This is a genomic window from Lysinibacillus sp. FSL K6-0232, assembly GCF_038008325.1.
Taxonomy (GTDB): Bacteria; Bacillota; Bacilli; order Bacillales_A; family Planococcaceae; genus Lysinibacillus.
The window spans coordinates 3,765,922-3,785,676 of sequence record NZ_JBBOYW010000001.1; the positions used below are offsets into that span (position 1 = coordinate 3,765,922).

18 protein-coding genes are annotated in these 19,755 nt (G+C 37.0%); 4 read left to right on the forward strand and 14 right to left on the reverse strand.

Translation table 11 applies throughout. The features are described 5' to 3' along the window. The first annotated feature begins 191 nt into the window (after positions 1 to 191). The gene (locus tag MHB42_RS18490; protein ID WP_340807992.1) at positions 192 to 1,355 is read left to right on the forward strand and encodes a class I SAM-dependent methyltransferase; all 1,164 of its coding nucleotides are present in this window, start codon (positions 192 to 194) and stop codon (positions 1,353 to 1,355) included. 42 nt (positions 1,356 to 1,397) lie between these two features. Here the strand turns inward: MHB42_RS18490 and MHB42_RS18495 are convergent, their stop codons facing one another. Further along, a complete protein-coding gene (locus tag MHB42_RS18495) occupies positions 1,398 to 2,708 on the reverse strand; it encodes an ABC transporter permease (protein WP_340807993.1) in 1,311 nt (436 codons plus the stop codon). Between the two features lie 2 nt (positions 2,709 to 2,710). Then, positions 2,711 to 3,397, reverse strand: a complete 687-nt coding sequence (locus MHB42_RS18500) for an ABC transporter ATP-binding protein (protein ID WP_340807995.1) — start codon at positions 3,395 to 3,397, stop codon at positions 2,711 to 2,713. Positions 3,398 to 3,707: 310 nt separating this feature from the next. Here MHB42_RS18500 and MHB42_RS18505 point away from each other — a divergent pair, with 310 nt between their 5' ends. The 3 genes from MHB42_RS18505 to MHB42_RS18515 all read left to right on the forward strand — a co-directional run bounded on the left by MHB42_RS18505 (position 3,708) and on the right by MHB42_RS18515 (position 7,583). Further along, complete coding sequence (locus MHB42_RS18505) at positions 3,708 to 4,328, forward strand: DUF47 domain-containing protein (protein ID WP_340807996.1); 621 nt, start codon at positions 3,708 to 3,710, stop codon at positions 4,326 to 4,328. A 21-nt stretch (positions 4,329 to 4,349) separates the two neighbouring features. Beyond that, positions 4,350 to 5,366: an inorganic phosphate transporter gene (locus MHB42_RS18510; RefSeq protein ID WP_340807997.1), complete on the forward strand. Its 1,017-nt coding sequence runs from the start codon at positions 4,350 to 4,352 to the stop codon at positions 5,364 to 5,366. 105 nt (positions 5,367 to 5,471) lie between these two features. After that, entirely contained in the window at positions 5,472 to 7,583 is a 2,112-nt protein-coding gene (locus MHB42_RS18515; protein WP_340807999.1) for an MMPL family transporter, read from the forward strand. A 128-nt stretch (positions 7,584 to 7,711) separates the two neighbouring features. Here the strand turns inward: MHB42_RS18515 and MHB42_RS18520 are convergent, their stop codons facing one another. The 12 genes from MHB42_RS18520 to MHB42_RS18575 form a co-directional block, all read right to left on the reverse strand. Then, positions 7,712 to 8,320 (reverse strand): alpha/beta hydrolase, encoded by a 609-nt coding sequence (locus tag MHB42_RS18520; RefSeq protein WP_340808000.1) that lies wholly within the window; start codon positions 8,318 to 8,320, stop codon positions 7,712 to 7,714. 18 nt (positions 8,321 to 8,338) lie between these two features. Next, entirely contained in the window at positions 8,339 to 8,530 is a 192-nt protein-coding gene (locus MHB42_RS18525) for a hypothetical protein (RefSeq protein ID WP_340808001.1), read from the reverse strand. A 23-nt stretch (positions 8,531 to 8,553) separates the two neighbouring features. Beyond that, positions 8,554 to 9,018, reverse strand: a complete 465-nt coding sequence (locus tag MHB42_RS18530) for a hypothetical protein (protein WP_340808002.1) — start codon at positions 9,016 to 9,018, stop codon at positions 8,554 to 8,556. A 347-nt stretch (positions 9,019 to 9,365) separates the two neighbouring features. Continuing rightward, positions 9,366 to 9,980, reverse strand: coding sequence for an NUDIX hydrolase (locus tag MHB42_RS18535; RefSeq protein ID WP_340808004.1), 615 nt, complete (start codon positions 9,978 to 9,980; stop codon positions 9,366 to 9,368). Positions 9,981 to 9,991: 11 nt separating this feature from the next. Further along, positions 9,992 to 11,080 carry an AI-2E family transporter gene (locus MHB42_RS18540; RefSeq protein ID WP_340808005.1) on the reverse strand — a complete coding sequence of 363 codons (1,089 nt, stop codon included), beginning with the start codon at positions 11,078 to 11,080 and terminating at the stop codon, positions 9,992 to 9,994. 161 nt (positions 11,081 to 11,241) lie between these two features. Beyond that, the gene (locus tag MHB42_RS18545) at positions 11,242 to 12,939 is read right to left on the reverse strand and encodes a M3 family oligoendopeptidase (protein WP_340808007.1); all 1,698 of its coding nucleotides are present in this window, start codon (positions 12,937 to 12,939) and stop codon (positions 11,242 to 11,244) included. A 91-nt stretch (positions 12,940 to 13,030) separates the two neighbouring features. Further along, positions 13,031 to 13,606 (reverse strand): YdcF family protein, encoded by a 576-nt coding sequence (locus MHB42_RS18550; protein WP_340808009.1) that lies wholly within the window; start codon positions 13,604 to 13,606, stop codon positions 13,031 to 13,033. Between the two features lie 209 nt (positions 13,607 to 13,815). Beyond that, positions 13,816 to 15,558, reverse strand: a complete 1,743-nt coding sequence (locus MHB42_RS18555; RefSeq protein WP_340808010.1) for a methyl-accepting chemotaxis protein — start codon at positions 15,556 to 15,558, stop codon at positions 13,816 to 13,818. Between the two features lie 238 nt (positions 15,559 to 15,796). Beyond that, positions 15,797 to 17,545, reverse strand: a complete 1,749-nt coding sequence (locus MHB42_RS18560) for a methyl-accepting chemotaxis protein (RefSeq protein ID WP_340808012.1) — start codon at positions 17,543 to 17,545, stop codon at positions 15,797 to 15,799. Between the two features lie 185 nt (positions 17,546 to 17,730). Then, positions 17,731 to 18,450, reverse strand: a complete 720-nt coding sequence (locus MHB42_RS18565) for a YebC/PmpR family DNA-binding transcriptional regulator (RefSeq protein WP_340808013.1) — start codon at positions 18,448 to 18,450, stop codon at positions 17,731 to 17,733. 167 nt (positions 18,451 to 18,617) lie between these two features. Further along, positions 18,618 to 19,085, reverse strand: coding sequence for a low molecular weight protein-tyrosine-phosphatase (locus MHB42_RS18570; RefSeq protein ID WP_340808015.1), 468 nt, complete (start codon positions 19,083 to 19,085; stop codon positions 18,618 to 18,620). Between the two features lie 57 nt (positions 19,086 to 19,142). Further along, positions 19,143 to 19,745: a lysophospholipid acyltransferase family protein gene (locus MHB42_RS18575; protein WP_340808017.1), complete on the reverse strand. Its 603-nt coding sequence runs from the start codon at positions 19,743 to 19,745 to the stop codon at positions 19,143 to 19,145. Between the last annotated feature and the right edge of the window lie 10 nt (positions 19,746 to 19,755).

A 19,755-nucleotide genomic window follows, 5' to 3' on the forward strand; every position in this document is an offset into this window, starting at 1 on the left:
CTTCCCTCCTTGATATATGTTTAGTATCACCTATTCTTACTATAATAAAGGTACCGTAAATAGCCAATTATCCCTGTAATTTCTTAATTATAATAATAAAAATAGCTCACTAAGCCAAAGTAGCCTTGGTCACTGAAAAAAGTATGTTAAACTAGTGCCATCTATCACACAATAAAGTAGGCGAAAAATATATGACATTTGAGGAAATGAAAGCTCAGCTTATTGAGCAAATCTTACAGCAGCAGCTTGTTACTGCAACAATTAGTCAACCGCGCATGAAATCTAATGACATCAAACGAATTAAATTAAAGCCATTAATGCTTAAAAATGCTTACCATATACAAATTGAATACCAATATGAACGGATTTTAAAACATGAAAATATCCTTTTAGCAAGCTTCCCTGCCAAGCTTGAGTCCTTCTTTGAGGACTATCGTCAAGCTCATATTGATTTTGTAGATGAAAAAGTACATGTACAATTATCCAAAAAAAATAAGGTGCTTTGGAAATCCGATAAGACTGCTTCACCAAAGCAGGTCAGCCTTACACATAATCGTAAAAAAAATTACTTACTCTCTGATGACCAGCCCTATCCTTTTTTAATTCGACTTGGTGTACAAACAGCGGAAGGAAAGGTTAAAAAGCAAAAGTACGATAAATTTAAACAGATTAATCGCTTTATTGAATTTATTGACGATGCTTTAGCTTACTTACCAAAAGATCGGCAGGTGCGAATTTTAGACTTTGGTTCAGGTAAATCTTATTTAACATTTGCTTTATACCATTATTTAAAAATTGAAAAGGGCTTAGATATTCACGTAACAGGCTTGGATTTAAAAAAAGAAGTTATTGAAGAATGCTCACAGATTGCACAGGATTTAGGCTATGACCAGCTTGAATTTCTTGTAGGGGATATTAATGATTATAACGAGGAATCTGCTGTTGATATGGTGGTAACATTACATGCCTGTGATGTTGCTACAGATATGGCCTTGGCTCGCGCTGTAAAGTGGGGTGCAAGCGTTATTTTAAGTGTTCCTTGTTGTCAGCATGAGCTAAATCGTCAGCTTCATACACCAGCTCTTGATATTATGCTACAGCACGGGCTTGTACGAGAACGTTTTGCTGCCCTTGCGACAGATGCTATTCGAGCAGAAATATTATCATTGGTTGGCTATGAGGCACAGCTACTGGAGTTTATTGATATGGAAAATACACCAAAAAATATTTTAATTCGAGCCTACCACACAGGCAAAAGGCCAAATAAACAACAGCGTGCTAGCTACGATGCCTTTGTAAAACTCCTAAATGCCACACCATTTTTAGCAAATGAACTAAGCGACTATTTACAATAGGTCTATAAAAAGGGAGCTCAAAAGTTATTTGAGCCCCTTTTCTTATAATTCTTGTCGTAAAGCTTGAATGACATCAATTTTTGTCGCCTTGCGTGCTGGGCGATAGCCAGAAATCATTGCGACCCCAATGCTAATAGCCGCTGCAATCAATACGAGCTGCCATGGAATCAGAGAAAACGTAATATTATTTGTTGCAAAGGCATCCTCTCCTGTTGCTGCCTTTAAAATTAATGGCAATGCAATATTAGCTGCAATACTAATAGCATAGGAAATAACAACCGCAATGAGCGTCCCTAAAATACCAATAAATGTACTTTCCATTAAAAATAATCGTTGGATAAGCTTTGGGCTTGCACCAATTGCCTTTAGTACACCAATTTCACGTGTGCGCTCTGTCACAGCCATTGTCATTGTATTAAAAATACCGATAGAAGCAATTAATACTGCAATTGTCCCAACAAAAATTAAACCCATTTTTAAGACAAGGAAAAATACATTCATTTGCTCTAATTGCTCTGTAACTGAATAAACACTGTAGCCTTTCTCTTTTAATGTTTCTAAAATTGGCTTTACATTTTCCAATGTATCCGCAAAAATATTAAATTCCGAATAAAACAGCTCATCCTCTGGAAGTGCTAAGCTTTGTGCTAATGCTGCCTTCTGTGCCTTATCCATATGAATAGAGCTATCAATCATCCAATCATAAGAAGGCTTCTCCATAATACCAACAATTGTATAGGTCATTTTTTCCGTTTCATTATTTGGATCATCATGAGTTGCTAAGGACAAGTCAATCTTTTGACCAATGAGTGATTCCTTATAGCCCTCGTCTCTTCCATCATAATAAGTACCTTCAGCTTCAGCCTTTTTACTTTTCTCAGCCATTATATTGCGATCCTCTTCATTTAATAATGTTTGAGCAAAATGATAGCCTACAATAATTTCATTGGGCTTTGATGGATATGTGCCTTCAGCTAGTTTATCATTGACCTGCTTAAAATCCTGCATATTCGTTAGTGTGACATTAGAAGTTGTATCACGGTCTTCAAAAAATGAATGTGCCATAGCATTGATATTGATTGTTTCAAGCACTGTTTCCACATGGTCTATTTTTTTAATTTCTTGTATTTGATCGTCTGTTAGTTGTGTAGTATCACCGTACACTTGAATTTTTGTTACGGTTTCATTTGAAAGAATTTCATTGCGTAATGATTCCTGTAAGCCAAAGCCAACTGATGCTAAAACAATTAAAAAGGCACAGCCCATTGTTGCAGCTAATATCGTCATAAAAACACGTAATTTATTTTTCTTAATATGTTGCGTCACAAAATCTAATTGATCCTTAAATAACATAATTAAGCCTCCTCCTTTACAAGTTCCCCATCATACATACGGAAGCGGCTATGTGCAATTGTCGCAACCTCTTCATCATGGGTAATAATAATGAAAGTTAGCCCTAATTCTCGATTTAAGCTTTGAATAAGCAGCAAAATATCTTGCTCTGTTTCAGAATCCAGACTTCCTGTTGGCTCATCTGCCAGCAGTATTGGCGGATTTGTAATAAGGGCACGCGCAATACTTACTCGTTGCTGCTGACCTCCTGATAGCTCATTTGGATAATGGTCTGCAACCTCTGTTAAGCCAACCTTGTCCATTAATTTCTTAACCTTTTCTTTCCGTATAGCTTTGCGTAAGCCTTGTAATTTTAATGGAAGCTCGATATTTTCAAAAGCCGTTAAGCCCGGCATCAATTGAAAGTTTTGAAAAATAAAGCCAAATTGGCGTAAGCGAAACGCAGCACTTTCTGTTTCATTAAGATAGGCCGTTTCTTTCCCATTTACTTTAATTGACCCTTGCTCAGCCTTCATAAAGCCAGCTAAAGTTTGTAATAACGTAGATTTCCCAGAGCCGCTTTTCCCTACAATGGCTACAATTTCTCCTTTTTGAACCTCAAAGTTTACACCCTTTAATACAGGAACTTGTTTTTCCTTGCCTTTTTTACCAATTAAAAATGTATGTTGTAAGTTTTCAACTTGAATCATTTGTCAATAACCGCTCCTTTCTTATTTCATTTTCCATTGTAGAAAATAAATCTTAATAAAGAAGGAGGATAAAAATGAAGATATTCTTAAGAATAGTAAGGACATTTTCCTTTACATTATCTCTACGATTCTACATACAATATCTGTAGCTACAATGCTTATCATCGTTATTTTGTGAACAAGTTATATTACAGAAATGTAAATTTTCATGTCGAATATAAAATTTTTATGTAGAAATCCTAAAGTTTTTGTTATGATAGTAAAGTTTAGAAGCTGATTAACTTTTTATATCCAGGAGGATTCGATTTACATGCTTAACTCAAAAAAACAAGACCCTTTCTTTATTGCGCTGCATAAAATTGCTGAAAATATGAGAGAGGCTGTACATTACGCAAATGATTTTCGTATTAACAGTGTAGCTGACCTAAAAGAGATTAGCATTACAATGAAAAATTACGAAACTGCTGGCGATAAGCTTATTCATGAACTAATCGTAATGCTCAATAAGTCGTTTATGACACCGATTGAGCGTGAGGATATTTTAGAGTTTGCCATTCGTATGGATGACGTGCTAGACGGTACAGAGCATTGTATTGCACACTTTGAAATGTTTTCACTGACAGAAATTGATGAAGCTATGCGTATTTTCTTAGGCTATATTTCTAAAAGTGCTGATGAAATCGTGAAGGCAACAGAGGAGTTAAAGAAGAAAAATTTAGTTGGCATGCGTCCACACGCAATTCTTATTAAAGACTATGAACGTGAATGTGACGAAGTACAACGTTCATCCATTAAACAATTGTTTTTAAATGAAAAAGACCCAATTCGCATTATTAAATTTAAAGATATATACGAACAACTTGAAGATATCGCTGACTATTGTCAAAACGTAGCAAATACGATGGAAACAATTATCATGCGTAACGCATAATTAGGAGATGGGCATTTTACAATGAATACAATTATTATACTAACCGTATTGGTCGTCATCTTTGCCCTAACATTTGACTTTATCAATGGTTTTCATGATACAGCAAATGCTATCGCAACTTCGGTTTCCACAAGAGCACTGCCACCTCGTGTTGCAATCATGATGGCAGCAGTTATGAACTTTATTGGTGCAATTACCTTTGTAGGTGTTGCCAAAGCTCTTACAAAAGACATTGTAGACCCGTTTTCTTTAAATGCCTTTGAAGGAGATACAACAGGCTCGGTTGTTATATTAGCTGCATTGATTTCAGCTATTATTTGGAATTTATTAACATGGTACTTTGGTATTCCATCTAGTTCTTCACATACATTGATTGGTTCGATTGCTGGTGCTGCTATTGCATCTGCTGGCTTCAATGTTTTAAACTATGGCGGCTTTACTAAAATTATTTTGGCATTAGTTCTATCGCCAATACTTGCTATTTGTGCTGGCTTTATTATGATGACACTGTTTAAATTATGGTTTAAAAACTTAAATTTGTATCGTACAAATAAAGGCTTCCGTACATTACAAATCTTTACAGCAGCCATTCAATCATTTACACATGGCACAAATGATGCCCAAAAAGCAATGGGTATTATGACGATGGCATTAATTGCTGGCGGCTTGCATACAGGAGATGAAATTCCTTTCTGGGTACGAGCAGCAGCAGCTACAGCAATGGGGCTAGGAACCTCAATAGGTGGCTACAAAATTATTAAAACAGTGGGCGGCAAAATTATGAAAATCCGCCCTGTTAATGGTGTTGCGGCAGATTTAGCATCCGCAACTGTAATTTTTGGCGCTACATTGATTCATTTACCAGTATCAACAACACATGTTATTTCCTCATCTATTATGGGTGTTGGCTCTGCACAGCGTGTACGTGGTGTCAACTGGGGTATGGCTCGAAAGATTGTTACAACTTGGGTTATTACAATGCCAATTTCAGCCGTTATGGCATCCATTATTTATTTCTTATTATCATTATTCTTCTAACAATAAGACTCCTGTCCAGAAAACGGACGGGAGTCTTTACTTTGTCACACGACAAAATATGACACATCCATTACACTAATTGAAAAGGAGGATGTTGATACAACTATGAAAACTTTTTCAGCTTTTATCACAGCACATGCTAAAGCAATTGTAGTAATCTGGCTTATTATTTTTCTAGCAATGGCTTTTTTTGCTTTACAACTGCCATCTAAACTTCAAGGCGATGGTTTTTTTGTTGAAGCCGATCATACATATGTGACAAATAAGCTAGCAGAAACCTTTGATTTGCCTTCAGATACGATTTTGATTGTCTTTGATCCAGCAGAAGATCAAAAAATAGAGCACACCTTAAAGAAACTCGACAATATAGAAGAAATTCATTCCATCCAGTCACCTTTAGAAGATGCTTCATTGCGTAAAGATGGTATTGCCTATGCAATGGTTCATTTAAAAAATGATAGTGATAACCTTCCTGATATTGTGAAGGAGTTTCGTTCATCTATTGAAGAAGATGGTGTTCATATTACAGGAGGGCCTGTTATTTCTGCCGATATTAATACAGCTAGCCAAAAGGATTTAGCCTCAGCTGAAGCGATTGGGCTACCAATTGCCATTATCGTGCTATTACTAGCTTTCGGTACTGTTATTGCCTCTATTTTACCTATTGTTATTGGCATTGTTACAGTTGTTACTGCCTTTGGTATAATGACATTGCTTAGCGGCAGTATGAATCTATCCATTTTTGTCTTAAATATTGTCCCAATGCTTGGGCTTGCATTAAGCATTGATTTTGCGTTGCTGTTTATCAATCGTTACAGAGAGGAGCGCACGCATACCTCTGTTGTACAAGCCATTGAAATTGCTGTACAGACAGCAGGACGCTCCATTATTTTCTCTGCTGTCTGTGTCATGATTGGGCTTGGTGCGATGATTGTTATTGATGTAGAGATTTTCCATAATATTGCCCTAGGAGGCACAATTGTTGTTTTATTAGCTGTGCTTTCTGGCTTAACACTACTGCCTGCCACAATGATGCTGTTAGGCGACCGCCTGAATAAATGGCGTTTACTACGTGTAAAGCCAGGTGGTGCTAATCGTTGGCGTGGCTTTGCAGGCTTTGTGATGAAGCATCCTGTAGCAATTGTCATTGCAGCCATGCTATTACTTGGTGTTGGCATGCTTCCGTTAAAGGATATTCAACTAACGATCCCACAGGTTGATTCTTTGCCAACTAAATATGATGCACGTGCTGCCTATGATCAATTAGATAAAACATTCGGACTTGGTGACTCCTCTACGCTTTATTTATTAGCTGAGCGTAAAGAAGGCTGGCAGGATGATGAAGCAAGGCAGCTTATTTATGATATCCAAGAAAAACTCTTAAAGGACCCACTTGTCAATGATGTGTCCACCATCTATACGGTCGCCCAGCTTCAAACGCCTGAGGAACTAACTGCAGCATTAGCGACTCCGCAGGCTGCGGCACACTTACAACCGATTATAGATACATTTTCACAGGACATGCAGCTATTTATACCAATTACCATTGATGCAGCAGGCTCCTCCACTACCGCTCAAGATTTTGCTCGCACATGGATGGATAAGGATTTAGGTGTGGAGTTTGCGCTTGGCGGACCAGCTAAATTTAATCAGGAGATATTTGATGAAATTGCCAATAAAATCGTGCTAGCATTAGCCATTATTATCGTATCAACATTCTTTATTTTAATGCTGGCATTCCGTTCTATTTTAATTCCGCTTAAGGCAATCATTATGAACATAATTGGGTTATCCTCTGCCTTCGGAATACTTGTTTATATTTTCCAATATGGACATTTTGGTATTGAGGCAGGTTCAATTGTCTTAATTATTCCGGTAATTGTTTTCTGTCTTGTATTTGGTTTAAGTATGGATTACGAGGTCTTTTTAATTTCTCGTATTCAGGAGGAATATTTAAAGGGTGCTGATAATACACGTGCTACTGTAGATGGATTAACTTCCACAAGCCGTATTATTACATCCGCAGCACTAATTATGATTGTTATTACAGGGGCATTTGCTTTTACAGATGTAATGCCTGTAAAGCAAATTGGCGTTGGTATAGCTATTGCTGTTGCAATTGATGCAACAATTATTCGTCTTATGCTTGTCCCTAGCCTCATGAAGCTCTTTGGCGATTGGAACTGGTGGCTACCTTTTGCAAAGAAAAATAAATGATAGCAAACATATTGACTAAATAGCCTTTACTTTACAGAGAAAGCCTATGAATCTATTGCGAGGAATACCTTCAACTGAAATAATACAAATAAACTCCGCTTCCCTTTGAGAGGAAGCGGAGCTGTTAATTATGCATAAATGCTGTTATACCATTCTTTTGCAGCTTGTACTTCAGGCATTGTTAGCTGATGACCGAAATTGAACCACCTCGTTGTCACAACTGCACCCGCTGACGTTAATAATACTTCTAAATCCTCCGACTCTTGTGCTGTACACATTGGATCGTTTGTACCTGCACCAATAAAAACAGGCGTAGTAGGGAGCTTAGGCAAGTCAATACCACGTCTTGGCACCATTGGATGATGTAAAATTGCCCCCGCTAGTGCATCTGCATAATGGAATAATAGGCTTGCTGCAATATTTGCACCATTTGAGTAGCCTATTGCCACAATTCGATGACGGTCAAAGCCATATTGCTGCGCTGCCTCATCTAAAAACTCATTCAGTTCTTTTGTACGGAAGATTAAATCCTCAATATCAAAAACACCTTCTGCTAATCGACGGAAAAATCTTGGCATACCATGTTCAAGTACATTTCCTCGAACGCTTAACATATTCGCTGTATGATCTATTTCCTGTGCAAGGCCTACTAAACTTTCTTCATTACCACCTGTGCCATGTAACAACAATAAAGTTGGTTTTGTTTCATCTGTACCTTTTTTAAAAATATGTTGCACAAACAGCCCACCTTCCAATTATCTTGAATTCGAGATAATTGTACCTTGTGGCAAAATTAAATTCAAGCTCTTTGACTTATTAATTTCTCGGTTTTCATGATTCGGCTGCTCTTCATGTTTATCATAAAAGTTTTTAATTGTAAAAACGGAAAATAAGCATGCCGCAATAACAATAGCAATAACAATAATGACTAGTTTCTTTCCATTCATTTTATAACGATCCCCCGCATTGTTTATTTCTTCGTACGAAAGCCTTCTTCTAGTAAATATTCCTTTGCCGCATCATATGTACCAAATGCTTCTTCGAGATTATCACCATGATAAATATTCCAAGAGCGTTGCTCAAAGGCTAGCTGTAATTGTACACCATGTCGGTTATGCCAAGTTTCTACAATCAGCTCCTGCTCCTCTTCCGCCTCCGATAAATAGCTAATAGCATCCTCAATAATTTCAAGGAGCTGTTGCTCACTATAATCACGAATATTCACTAAGCCTTTATCGTTTGCTTCATGCTCATAGCGCAATAAATCGCCAACAAAAACAAAGCCGTTGCCATTTGGGTGCAATTTTTCAACCACGATCGTTTTTTCATAGAGGCTGTCCATATAGTGATAATTTAAACGCTTTAATGAAATTTCTTTTTTGGTTAGTTCAGAAAACGATTCAATAATCGCTTGCTTCTGTTCAAATGTTAGCATAGTACAAATGCTCCTTTTCTCTTTTATAAATTGGACTGCTTTAATTATCTCAGTAGTCATTTCTGATATTTTCTACAACCTACCTTACAGTATAACTTATTTTTTCTACTATCACGTTTAGAAATTGTGTTAGCAGATGTCAAATAAATAGGATAAGCCAGCATTGTAGCTTATCCCCTTTATCTTGGTTTGGCAAATTCCTTTTGTATCGAAAGCGAAGGGACAAATCCCTTTTGCGCGAAAGCAAAGCGACAGCAGCAGATATTTTTGCGCGAAAGCAAAGCAACAGCAGCAGATATAGAAGACCCCTTCCTCTGCTAAGCTAGTATATCCATCATCGTTTAGTGTTAAGCAAATGTGCTTTCCTGAGCAAATTTTATAACTTGTGCAACATAGAGCTCTCGATACGGAACAAACTGTGCTGTACTAACAGGTCTAACAATTTTCACACGTTGACCATCAGGAAAATATTCATAGCCTTCAATATTTAATGTTGTTGTTTCACCTAAAAAGAATGTCTTTGCCTCATCAAGCTTTGCTCTTACAACACCTGATACTTCCTCATACTGTAATGCAAAGGCATCCCAATCATGTTTAAAATGATAGAGATACACATGACAAAATTCATTATCAATCATATTTTCAGAAACAATGCTACAAGAGGTCATGCCCATTTTAACGACTTCATGTACAGCTATATCAAGCCCCAATTCTTCTTTTACTTCACGAATACCTGACTCCACTGTTTCGGTTGCAAGAAGATGACCTGCTGCTGTAATATCAAGTAGCCCTGGATAATCCTTTTTCTGTAAGCTTCGTATTTGAAAATAAATATACTCCTTATTAACAAGCCAGCAATGAAATGTTTCATGCCATAGTCCTTTCGCATGTACCTCTGCTCTTGTAGCTGTGCCTATTTGCTTGTGCTGCTCATTAAACACCTTTACAATTTCTTGTTCCATTTTCTATACTCCTATACTGACTTCGTCGCTTTGGTCTTAATCGCTTTACGTTGATCGTAAAGATTAGATGCAATCACCTTTAACACTGCATAAAATGGCACAGCAATAATAATTCCAACAAAGCCAGCAATATTACCCGCTGCTAAAATAATTGTAATAACTGTTAGTGGATGAATATCAAGAGATTTCCCCATCACATTAGGAGTAATAAAGTTGCTATCTATTTGCTGGGCAACAAGCGTTACAACAGATACCCAAATGACTAAAACAGGGTCTTGAATTATCGCTACAATAAGCGCTGGTGTAAATGCTATCCACGGTCCAATGAACGGAATCATATTCATTAAAAAGGCAAAGAGTACCAATAATAATGAATATTCTAAGCCGATAATCAAATAGCCTACATACATAATAAGCGCTAATAAAAAGCTAATTTGTAGCTGACCTTGAATATAGCTACGCAATACATCGTCAATTTCGCTTAATGTCTTCTTTACCCATGCCTGACGCTCGCCACTAAAGTATTTATAGATAGATGGCGCAAATTTTTCATGATCCTTTAGCATAAAAATAAAGAAAAATGGAATTAAAATAGCGAGCAATGATACAGACACAACGGATTGTAAAAAGGCAACAAGCCCTTTACTCACAGCAATCGCTATATCCTGTATAGAGTTTGCTATATTGTCAATCATATCGTTTAATTGCGGCGGGAGATTATCCTTATTTTGTAGCATATCTGTTATACTTTGAATGCCTGAACTAACACTCGCACTAATCATAGGGGCATTTTTCACGAGCTTATTAACCTGATCTGCTATTGGATTACCAATAATCCAGCCAAAGCTACCAACAATCGCAACTAACCCCACGATAATTGTTAAAATACTTGCCCATCTTGGCCATTTTCGCTTTTCTAAAAACCTTTGAATAGGCTCAGTTACATAATACAAAACACCACCAAGTAGTAACGGCACAAAAATTGCTTTTAAGATAATACCAAGTGGCGAAAAAATCCAATGAATCTCTATAAAATATTTAATAATTAATAGTGTAAGTAATATCCCTACACCAACCTGAAACCAAACCTTCCTCGTCACTTCTATTCACTTCCTTTTATCACAGTTACTGAAAATACTACTGATATATATCTTGTTTCGCAAGTATCCTAGTATATATTATGAAAATAAAGTAAGGAACTAAAAAAATTCGCCCACTTCCATAATTTTTATCATGGAAGCATTGCGAATTTTTTCATACATTATAATGATAAATCGTCTACTGAATTTAAGTATGCCTCAATTTCACCAATAACCGATTCAACACAGCCATCCTCAAATGGCGAAATTAAACCTGCCTCTTTCACAAGCTTTGTAAACGACATAGAGCCACCTAAACGGCATAGATGAATATAATCTTTCCAAGCAGCATCAAATTCTTCACGTGAACGTTTCCAAAACTGGAAGGCACAAATTTGTGCTAATGTGTAATCAATATAATAGAACGGGCTTGCATAAATATGAGCTTGACGTTGCCAAATGCCCCCAGCCTCTAAATAGCTATTATGATCGTAGTCGCGATGTGGTAAATATGTTTCCTCAATCTTTTTCCATGCTGCCTTACGTTCAGCCGGTGTCATTGTTGGATTTTCATAAATAACATGCTGGAATTCATCAACGGCAACACCATATGGTAAAAACAATAAGCTACTGCTTAAATGGGTAAATTTATATTTTTCTGTATCCTCTTTAAAGAATAGTTCCATCCATGGCCATGTGAAAAATTCCATACTCATTGAATGAATTTCACAAGATTCATAAGTCGGCCATAAATATTCAGGAATGCCGATATTGCGGCTTGAATAGATTTGGAATGCATGTCCAGCCTCATGTGTTAATACATCAATATCGCCTGACGTACCATTAAAATTCGAGAAAATAAACGGAGAATGATAGTTTTCAATAAATGTACAATAACCACCACTTTCTTTACCTTTCTTCGCCACTAAATCCATTAATTCATGGTCTATCATAAAGTTAAAGAACTCCCCTGTTTCAGGTGATAGCTCCTCATACATTTTTTTACCGTTTGCTACAATCCACTCTGCATTACCTTTTGGCGTCGCATTACCTGATAAAAAGTTAAATGCCTCATCATAAAACTTAAAATCTTCAATACCAATACGCTTTGCCTGACGCTGATATAGCTTAGTCGCTACAGGAACAATTAAATCGCGCACTTGATCACGGAATTTTTTCACCATCTCCGCATTATAATCAATGCGATTCATACGAATATAGCCTAATTCCACATAATTGTTATAGCCTAGTTTTACAGCAATTTCATGGCGTACCTTGACAAGCTCATCATATAAACGGTCAAATTCTTCCTCATGCTCAGCAAAGAAGCCAAAACGTGCCTCTGTTGCTGCTTTACGTGTTGCTCGATCAGTGGACTCTGCAAAGGGACCAAGCTGTGCCAATGTTAACGTTTCACCATTAAATTCGATTTGTGCGGAAGCAACAAGCTTATTATATTCAGAAACAAGCTTGTTCTCCTTTTGCATTAAATCAATAACTTCTGGGGAGAAGCCTTTAATTTGATAGGTTGCTAAATCGAATAGCTGCTGTCCCCATTTTTCTTCGAGCTGCTCACGGAATGGTGAGGTAATTAGTGCTTTATAATATTCTGTTGTTACCTCTTCAAGCTGTGGACCAACCTCATCAAAGTAATCACGTTCCACTTGATAAAATTCATCATTTGTATCAATGGAAGCGCGAATATAGCATAAATTAGCCATTGTTGCAAAATCATTGCTAATCGCATTTAAGCTTGCAATAATATTATTCTGCTCGTCCATCGTTTGTGCCTGTTTAAATTCTTCAATTAATGCTAATTGCTGTTCCTTCATTTCTTCAACATTTGGACGGCTGTATTCATAGTCTTTAAATGTTTTCATAAAGTCCCTTCTTTCTTGTTAATTAACCTGTAATATTTCTATTATATGCCAAAATTTTATCATTTATCAATTATACCTCTGCACAAAACATTTAATATCCTACAATATATGTTTTTAATAAAGCAGCCCTTTCCCTTATCCTTAGCTTAGCTTCTACTGATTTCGGTGTTTTAGCTGCGAGAACATCTCCTTCAAAGCCTAAAGACTCGGCTAGATATTTTGCACGTTTAAGATGGAAGTCATTCGACACAATCGTAATTTTCTTTGTGTCTTTTGGTAGTAATTCCTTGGAAAACTTTAAATTTTCATAGGTGGATGTAGATTTATCCTCCACAATTATTCTAGCTGCATCAATACCATTTCGTTCAAGATATTCCTGCATAATAGATGCCTCTGTACGATCTTCATCTGGCCCTTGCCCTCCTGAAACAACTACCTTTACATGTGGATAGCTCGTTAAATATGGAACTGCCGCCTCTAAACGACTTTTTAATGACAGTGAGGGCACACCACCAGGTTTTACTTTAGCTCCTAATATAATCATATAGTCAGCCGAACCATCTGCATTTGATTCAGCATTTCGCTCAATTTCTTCTCCCAGCCAAATATAGAGTATTGTTCCTGCCCCTGCTAGCAGAATACTCACACCTATTATCCATCTTTTCACAAACTACCCCTCCTTTACCTTTTACTAACGTTTGACAGAAAAAAAGGATGCTTGTACTAAAGCATCCCCATAGTGTCGAAACAAAACTGTCTATGCAATTCTTATCAATATCGTAAGGAGTAGATTTCTATTTCTGACTACTCGCTCGCAATTGTAACAGCAACAACATCCTTAATCTACCATAATACATCTTTTATAATTATATAAGGCTACCTTAGTACAAAACGCTTAATAGATTCTTGAAGCGCTGTTATTTCATCTGTTAAATCATTGGAAGATTCACTAACAAGCTGAATTGCTCGTTGCTGTTCATCTACAGATGCTGTTACTTCCTCAGAGGCTGCAGCATTTTTCTCACTAATCGTTGCAATACTTTCAATCGATTGGAGAATATGATTTTTAGAGCTATTCAAATGTTCAACACCATTTGTCATCTCTCCAATAATAGAAATAATCTTTTCCACTGCCAGCTTAATTTCCTTAAAGGACAACTCTGTAACCTCCACAGAATCATTTTGCTGACGTACAATAGTATGGGTTTTTTGCATTTCATCATTTACTAAGTTTGTTTCTCTTTCAATACCCTTTAATGTAGTGTGAACTAGCTCTGTTGCAGCTGATGTTTGGTCAGCAAGCTTCCTTACCTCCTCTGCTACAACCGCAAACCCTTTACCATGCTCGCCAGCTCGTGCTGCCTCAATGGATGCATTTAATGCAAGCAGATTTGTTTGATCAGAGATTTCCGTAATTGTGCCAACAATGCCTTCTATCTCTCGCACTTTAACAATTAAACTACTAAATACTGATTGAATGCTGTGAATAAGCGTTGAAGATTCCTGTGATTTCTCTTTTAAGCTATCTATATTCATAAGCCCATCTTCATTTGACTTTTGCATATGCTGCGAGGCATCAAGCATTAATTCATTTTTATCATGCAATAATTCAATTTGCTGAGCAAAATCAGTAGCTGTTCGGTTTGTATCTTCTGCATCAGATGCTTGCTTTACTGCACCCTTTGATACTTCATTGATTGCTTTAACAATTTCATCGCCATAGGCATTTGTTTCTTCTGCAACTGCAGTTAAGTTTGCTGATGTAGATTGTATTTCTACAATGGCTTCCTCTACATCTGAAATGAGTGTTTTCAGTTGATTGACCATCTCGTTAAAGCCATCATTTAACTGTCCAATTTCATCGGAACGCTGTAAATGCTCAATTTCCACAGTTAAATTTCCCTTCGCTACTTCACGGACACGTTTTGATAGCTTTAGAACTGGTAATGCCAAATGTCTTGACACTAAAATAACAATAATAGTGCCTATAATAATAGCCCCTACTAATGTCATACCAATAACAAGCAACAAGGAGTTCGCTTCTTCATTAAAGTCTTGCATATACGTGCCTGATGCAACAATCCATCCCCAGTGCGGGTCTTTCATAGAATAAATAATTTTATCTGCTAGCACCTCCTGCCCAGGCAGCTCAAATTCATATTCTGTAAAGCCGCCACCATCAAGTGCCTTTTCCGTTACCTCTCGAATAAAATAGTTACCACTACTATCTTTGTCCTCCCAAAGATTATCCCCTTCACGCGTTGGATGTGTTGTTAATGTCCCCTTATCATCTAACACATAAATATAGCCATACTCGCCTAAATCACCAGGATAATTAATAGGTCGCTTGCCCTCGCTATCTTTAGGGCCAAGAAACGCCTCACGTACTCTCTCCTGCGCCTCCTCTAAAGATATATCGCCCCTTTCAACACCTTCGTTTGCTAGCTCAATTAATTGCACAGCAGATTCAACACTATTACGAATAACCTGCTGCCCAATTTCCTCCATTCCGTTTTTCGCTTTCCCATAACTCACTAAACCAATTATTAAACTCGGTATAATCAATAATGCTAATGAAATAATAATTAGTTTCCCCTGAATTGAACGTAAAAACTTCATATATGTACCTCCCCCTATTTTCTGCGTTCAACAATATATTAATTTCTATTATGTTATGGTTTGAAAGTTTTCTCAATGGGTAAAGCACAAATTATTTTCTTTATTCCCTTAATATGGCTTATTTTCATATATAATGATTCATTACTTTAGTAGTAAATATTACCTTATAAAAGCTTGTTTTTTATAAAAAAAACTATTTCTCCATAAAGTTATCCCTTATAGAGAAATAGTTTTATAATTATGATAATTTGAATGTATTAATTGCTTCAATTACTTCTTTTGATGTTTGATCTAAAATAGCCACCACCTCATTTAATTCAGAAACCATTGTTACTTGTAAATCTGAGGCTGCCGCCACCTCTTTCGTGCCTTGTGCACTTCGCTGTGCAATATTGCTCATCTGCTCCACAGTGGCTAATACTTCTTCAGAGCCAGCTGACATTTCTTCAATTACCGCTGAGTCATCTTGAATTTTATTATTTACCTCAACAACAGATTGCAAGATTTGCTCTAAGCTTTCACCAATATGCTGTACTGCTTCAGTGCCTGCTTGTACATCCTTTGTACTACTAGACATCTCCTGCAATGCCCGTGCTGTAATATTTTTAAAGCTTGCTAACTGCATGTATATCTTATCAGCAGACTCCTTTGACATTTCTGCAAGTTTACGTACCTCGTCTGCTACTACTGCAAAGCCCTTACCTGCTTCCCCAGCCCTTGCTGCTTCAATGGCTGCGTTTAATGCCAATAAATTTGTTTGCTCAGCAATACTTGTAATAATTGTTACCATCTCTTCAATTGAACGGAATTTTTCACCCATTTCCTCTACATGATTAGCCGTTCGGAACACGGAAGACTCTACGCTTTGAATTTGCGATACAACATCTTGGGAATGATTAACGCTTGTTTCCACTAAATCCGTCATCATTGAGGATGATTCTGCAATTTCAGACGTTGTATCTGCTAAACGTTGAATACCGATCGACATTTCATTCATCGTTAATACAACCTCTTGATTGTTGTGCTGCTGCTGCTCACTACCAGCAGCGATTTCCACCATACGGTCTGCAATTTGACTGTTAGAAGCTTCTACATTTTGTGTTGTTGTATCTATTTTATGAATAACATTTTGTAGAGCGACTGTTCTTTGCTGAATTGTTTGGAATGTTGCTTTTAATTTTTCCAATGATTCCTTAAAAGCTTTTGCAAAAACAGTAATTTCATTGTTGCCCTTCAATTGGATATTGTCGACTTCATTTGTTGCCTTTACAATATCTCCTTGTGCAAAGCTTTCAGCTACCGCTCCTAAAGTTGCCAATGGCTTTAACGCTCGGTTTATGTAGCTATACATAATAAACATTACAATACCGATTAAAACTAATATGACTACAATTAATGTAGGCAAAATCGAAGCTAGCACATCACTAGCCACACTACTTACCTCTGTCGCTTCTATATCTACTCCTACAAAGGCAACAACATGACCAGACTCATCCTTTAATGGCACGGTACCTGATATATAATCACCAAAATCACTATGTAAAATTTCACTATAATAACTACCATCATCGATTACTTTTGCAATATCTTTATACGATGTAGAGGATGATTCATCACCTATAGCTCCTGAATTTTCTATATCATCTGCAGGCATACCATCTACTAAAAACCGAACTTTTTGATCATCTCCCGGCACTGCGAAAGTATAAGCATAGAGTACACCGTTCATTTCACGTAATTCATTAAGCTCTTCTCGTAGCTGCCAGTATAATTCCGATTCTATTGGTTCTTCAGAAAGCATAGCATAATCATCTGCATCTAAATATTTTGCAATATTCTCAGCAACTACAACTGCCTGTATACCCATTGTTTTATTCACGGACGACTTTGCTGTATAAACTGTCATTATAATAAAAAAGGCTAATAAAGCGACTAGCATTAATAATGACATTAATACGATTTTATTGCTTAATTTACTTGTCCTCATACTTTCCTCCTCTAGCATATTAATATTTTACAATTCTCTATTGTACTACTTTTCAGGTAATTCGACAAAAAACTATGACTATAGTGTTAATATAGATTGTAAAAAACGCCTTACTGTCCTTTTATCATACACGTTCTAACGAAAAACCAGTAGCCAAATGATAGCTACTGGTTTTCGTTCTTTATTTATTCACCTAAATCAGCATTATGGAAAACGTTTTGTACATCCTCTAAATCTTCTAATGCATCAATTAATTTTTCAAATTTGGCTACATCATCACCTGTTAATGTTACCTCTGTTTGTGGTAGCATTGACAACTCTGCTACTGTAAATTCTTCAACACCCGCAGCCTTTAATGCTTCTTGTGTCGCAAAGAATTGGTCAGGCTCTGCATAAATAATAACTGTTTCCTCTTCTTCTAAAATATCACGAGCATCAATATCTGCTTCCATAAGAATCTCTAGAACTTCATCAGCCGTTTTACCTTCTAAGCCAATAACAGCCGTTGAGTCGAACATATACGCTACAGAGCCACTTACACCCATATTGCCGTTATTTTTACCAAATGCTGCACGAACATCAGATGCTGTACGATTCACATTGTTTGTTAGGGCATCCACAATAATCATTGTACCTGCTGGCCCAAAGCCTTCGTAGCGTAATTCATCGAAGCTTTCATCACCGCCTCCTTTAGCTTTATCAATTGCCTTTTCTATAATATGTTTAGGGACACTGTATGTTTTTGCACGCTCAAGCACTACTTTCAGTGCACGGTTTGACTCTGGATCTGGTTCGCCTGATTTAGCTGCCACATAAATTTCACGCCCAAATTTGGCATAAATACGGCTTGTGCTTTGATCTTTAGACGCTTTCTTTTCTTTAATATTATTCCACTTACGACCCATTGTTTCCACTCTCTTTCAAAGAATAAATTTATCAAAATTACAGATATGCAATTGCATATCTGTAAATGGTAATTAAATACTTATCGTATCTTTACTCTGCAAATAATAACACAATGATGCCTGTAAAGCTAGATAGAGCGATGCTTAAGGCAATAAATTCTGAAAAACTAACCTAGCAGCTGTTCTTGTTTAATTTTTGCTAATAATGCCTGACAGCCCTCTAAAACTAGCTCATAGGTTTCTTGAAAATCTCCTGTGTAGTAAGGATCAGGAACGTCCTTACGATGCTCTGTTAAATCTAAAAAGCGAAAAATCTTTGGTGAATCAGGATTGCCTAGCATCGTTCGGATATTGCGAACATTGCTGTCATCCATCCCAATAATATATGTGAACTGCTCAAGATCAATTCTTTGCAATTGTCGCCCTTGCATGCCCTTTGTAGAAATACCAAATTCGCTGAGCTTATCCTGTGTTCCTTTATGAGGAGGCTCACCTATATGCCATGCACTTGTAGCAGCAGAATCCACTTCGATTTTATCCGTCAAATGCTCTTTCTCCACTAAATCACGCATCACTGCCTCTGCCATTGGCGAACGACATATATTACCCAAACATACGAAAAGTACCCGAATCATTACTATTCCTCCTATAACAAAGCACCCAAAATCACGATGATTCTGAGTGCTAGTTTTTTATTTTGCTGCAATACGCTTTTGCAATTCTTCTGTTAAAGCAACCAGTTCGTGCTCAAGGTGCTGTGTAAATTGTTCGCGACCTTCTTTACCTTTACCTGTTACATAAAACGGCTCGCCATAGATTAAATAGCCCTTCCCACGCTTTAACACATCTCCAGCATTACGTGCACCTACATAAGCTGCTGGCACAATTTGAGCCTTTGCTAGTTGTGCAATAGTAATGGCTCCTTGCTTTAAATCCGTTCCTTCTGCATTGCGTGTACCAGAGGGGAAAATCCCTACGATTTTTCCCTCCTTTAATAGCTGTGAGGGTATTTTAATAACGCTTGGACCTGGATTATCACGATCTACTGGAAAGGCGTTTAAATGCTTAACTAACCAGCCAAGACCCTTCATATCAAATAATTGCTTCTTCGCCATAAAGTGCACTTCCCTTGGATACATTGCTACCCCAAGGTTTAAAATATCAACATAGCCTGTATGTGTACAAGCAATAATAAACCCACCATCTTTCGGTAAGTTTTCTTCTCCATATACACGAGCTTTTGAGCCCATTAGTTTTAAAATTACTTTGACAATATTCGCTGCTAATTTATACACCGTTACATTC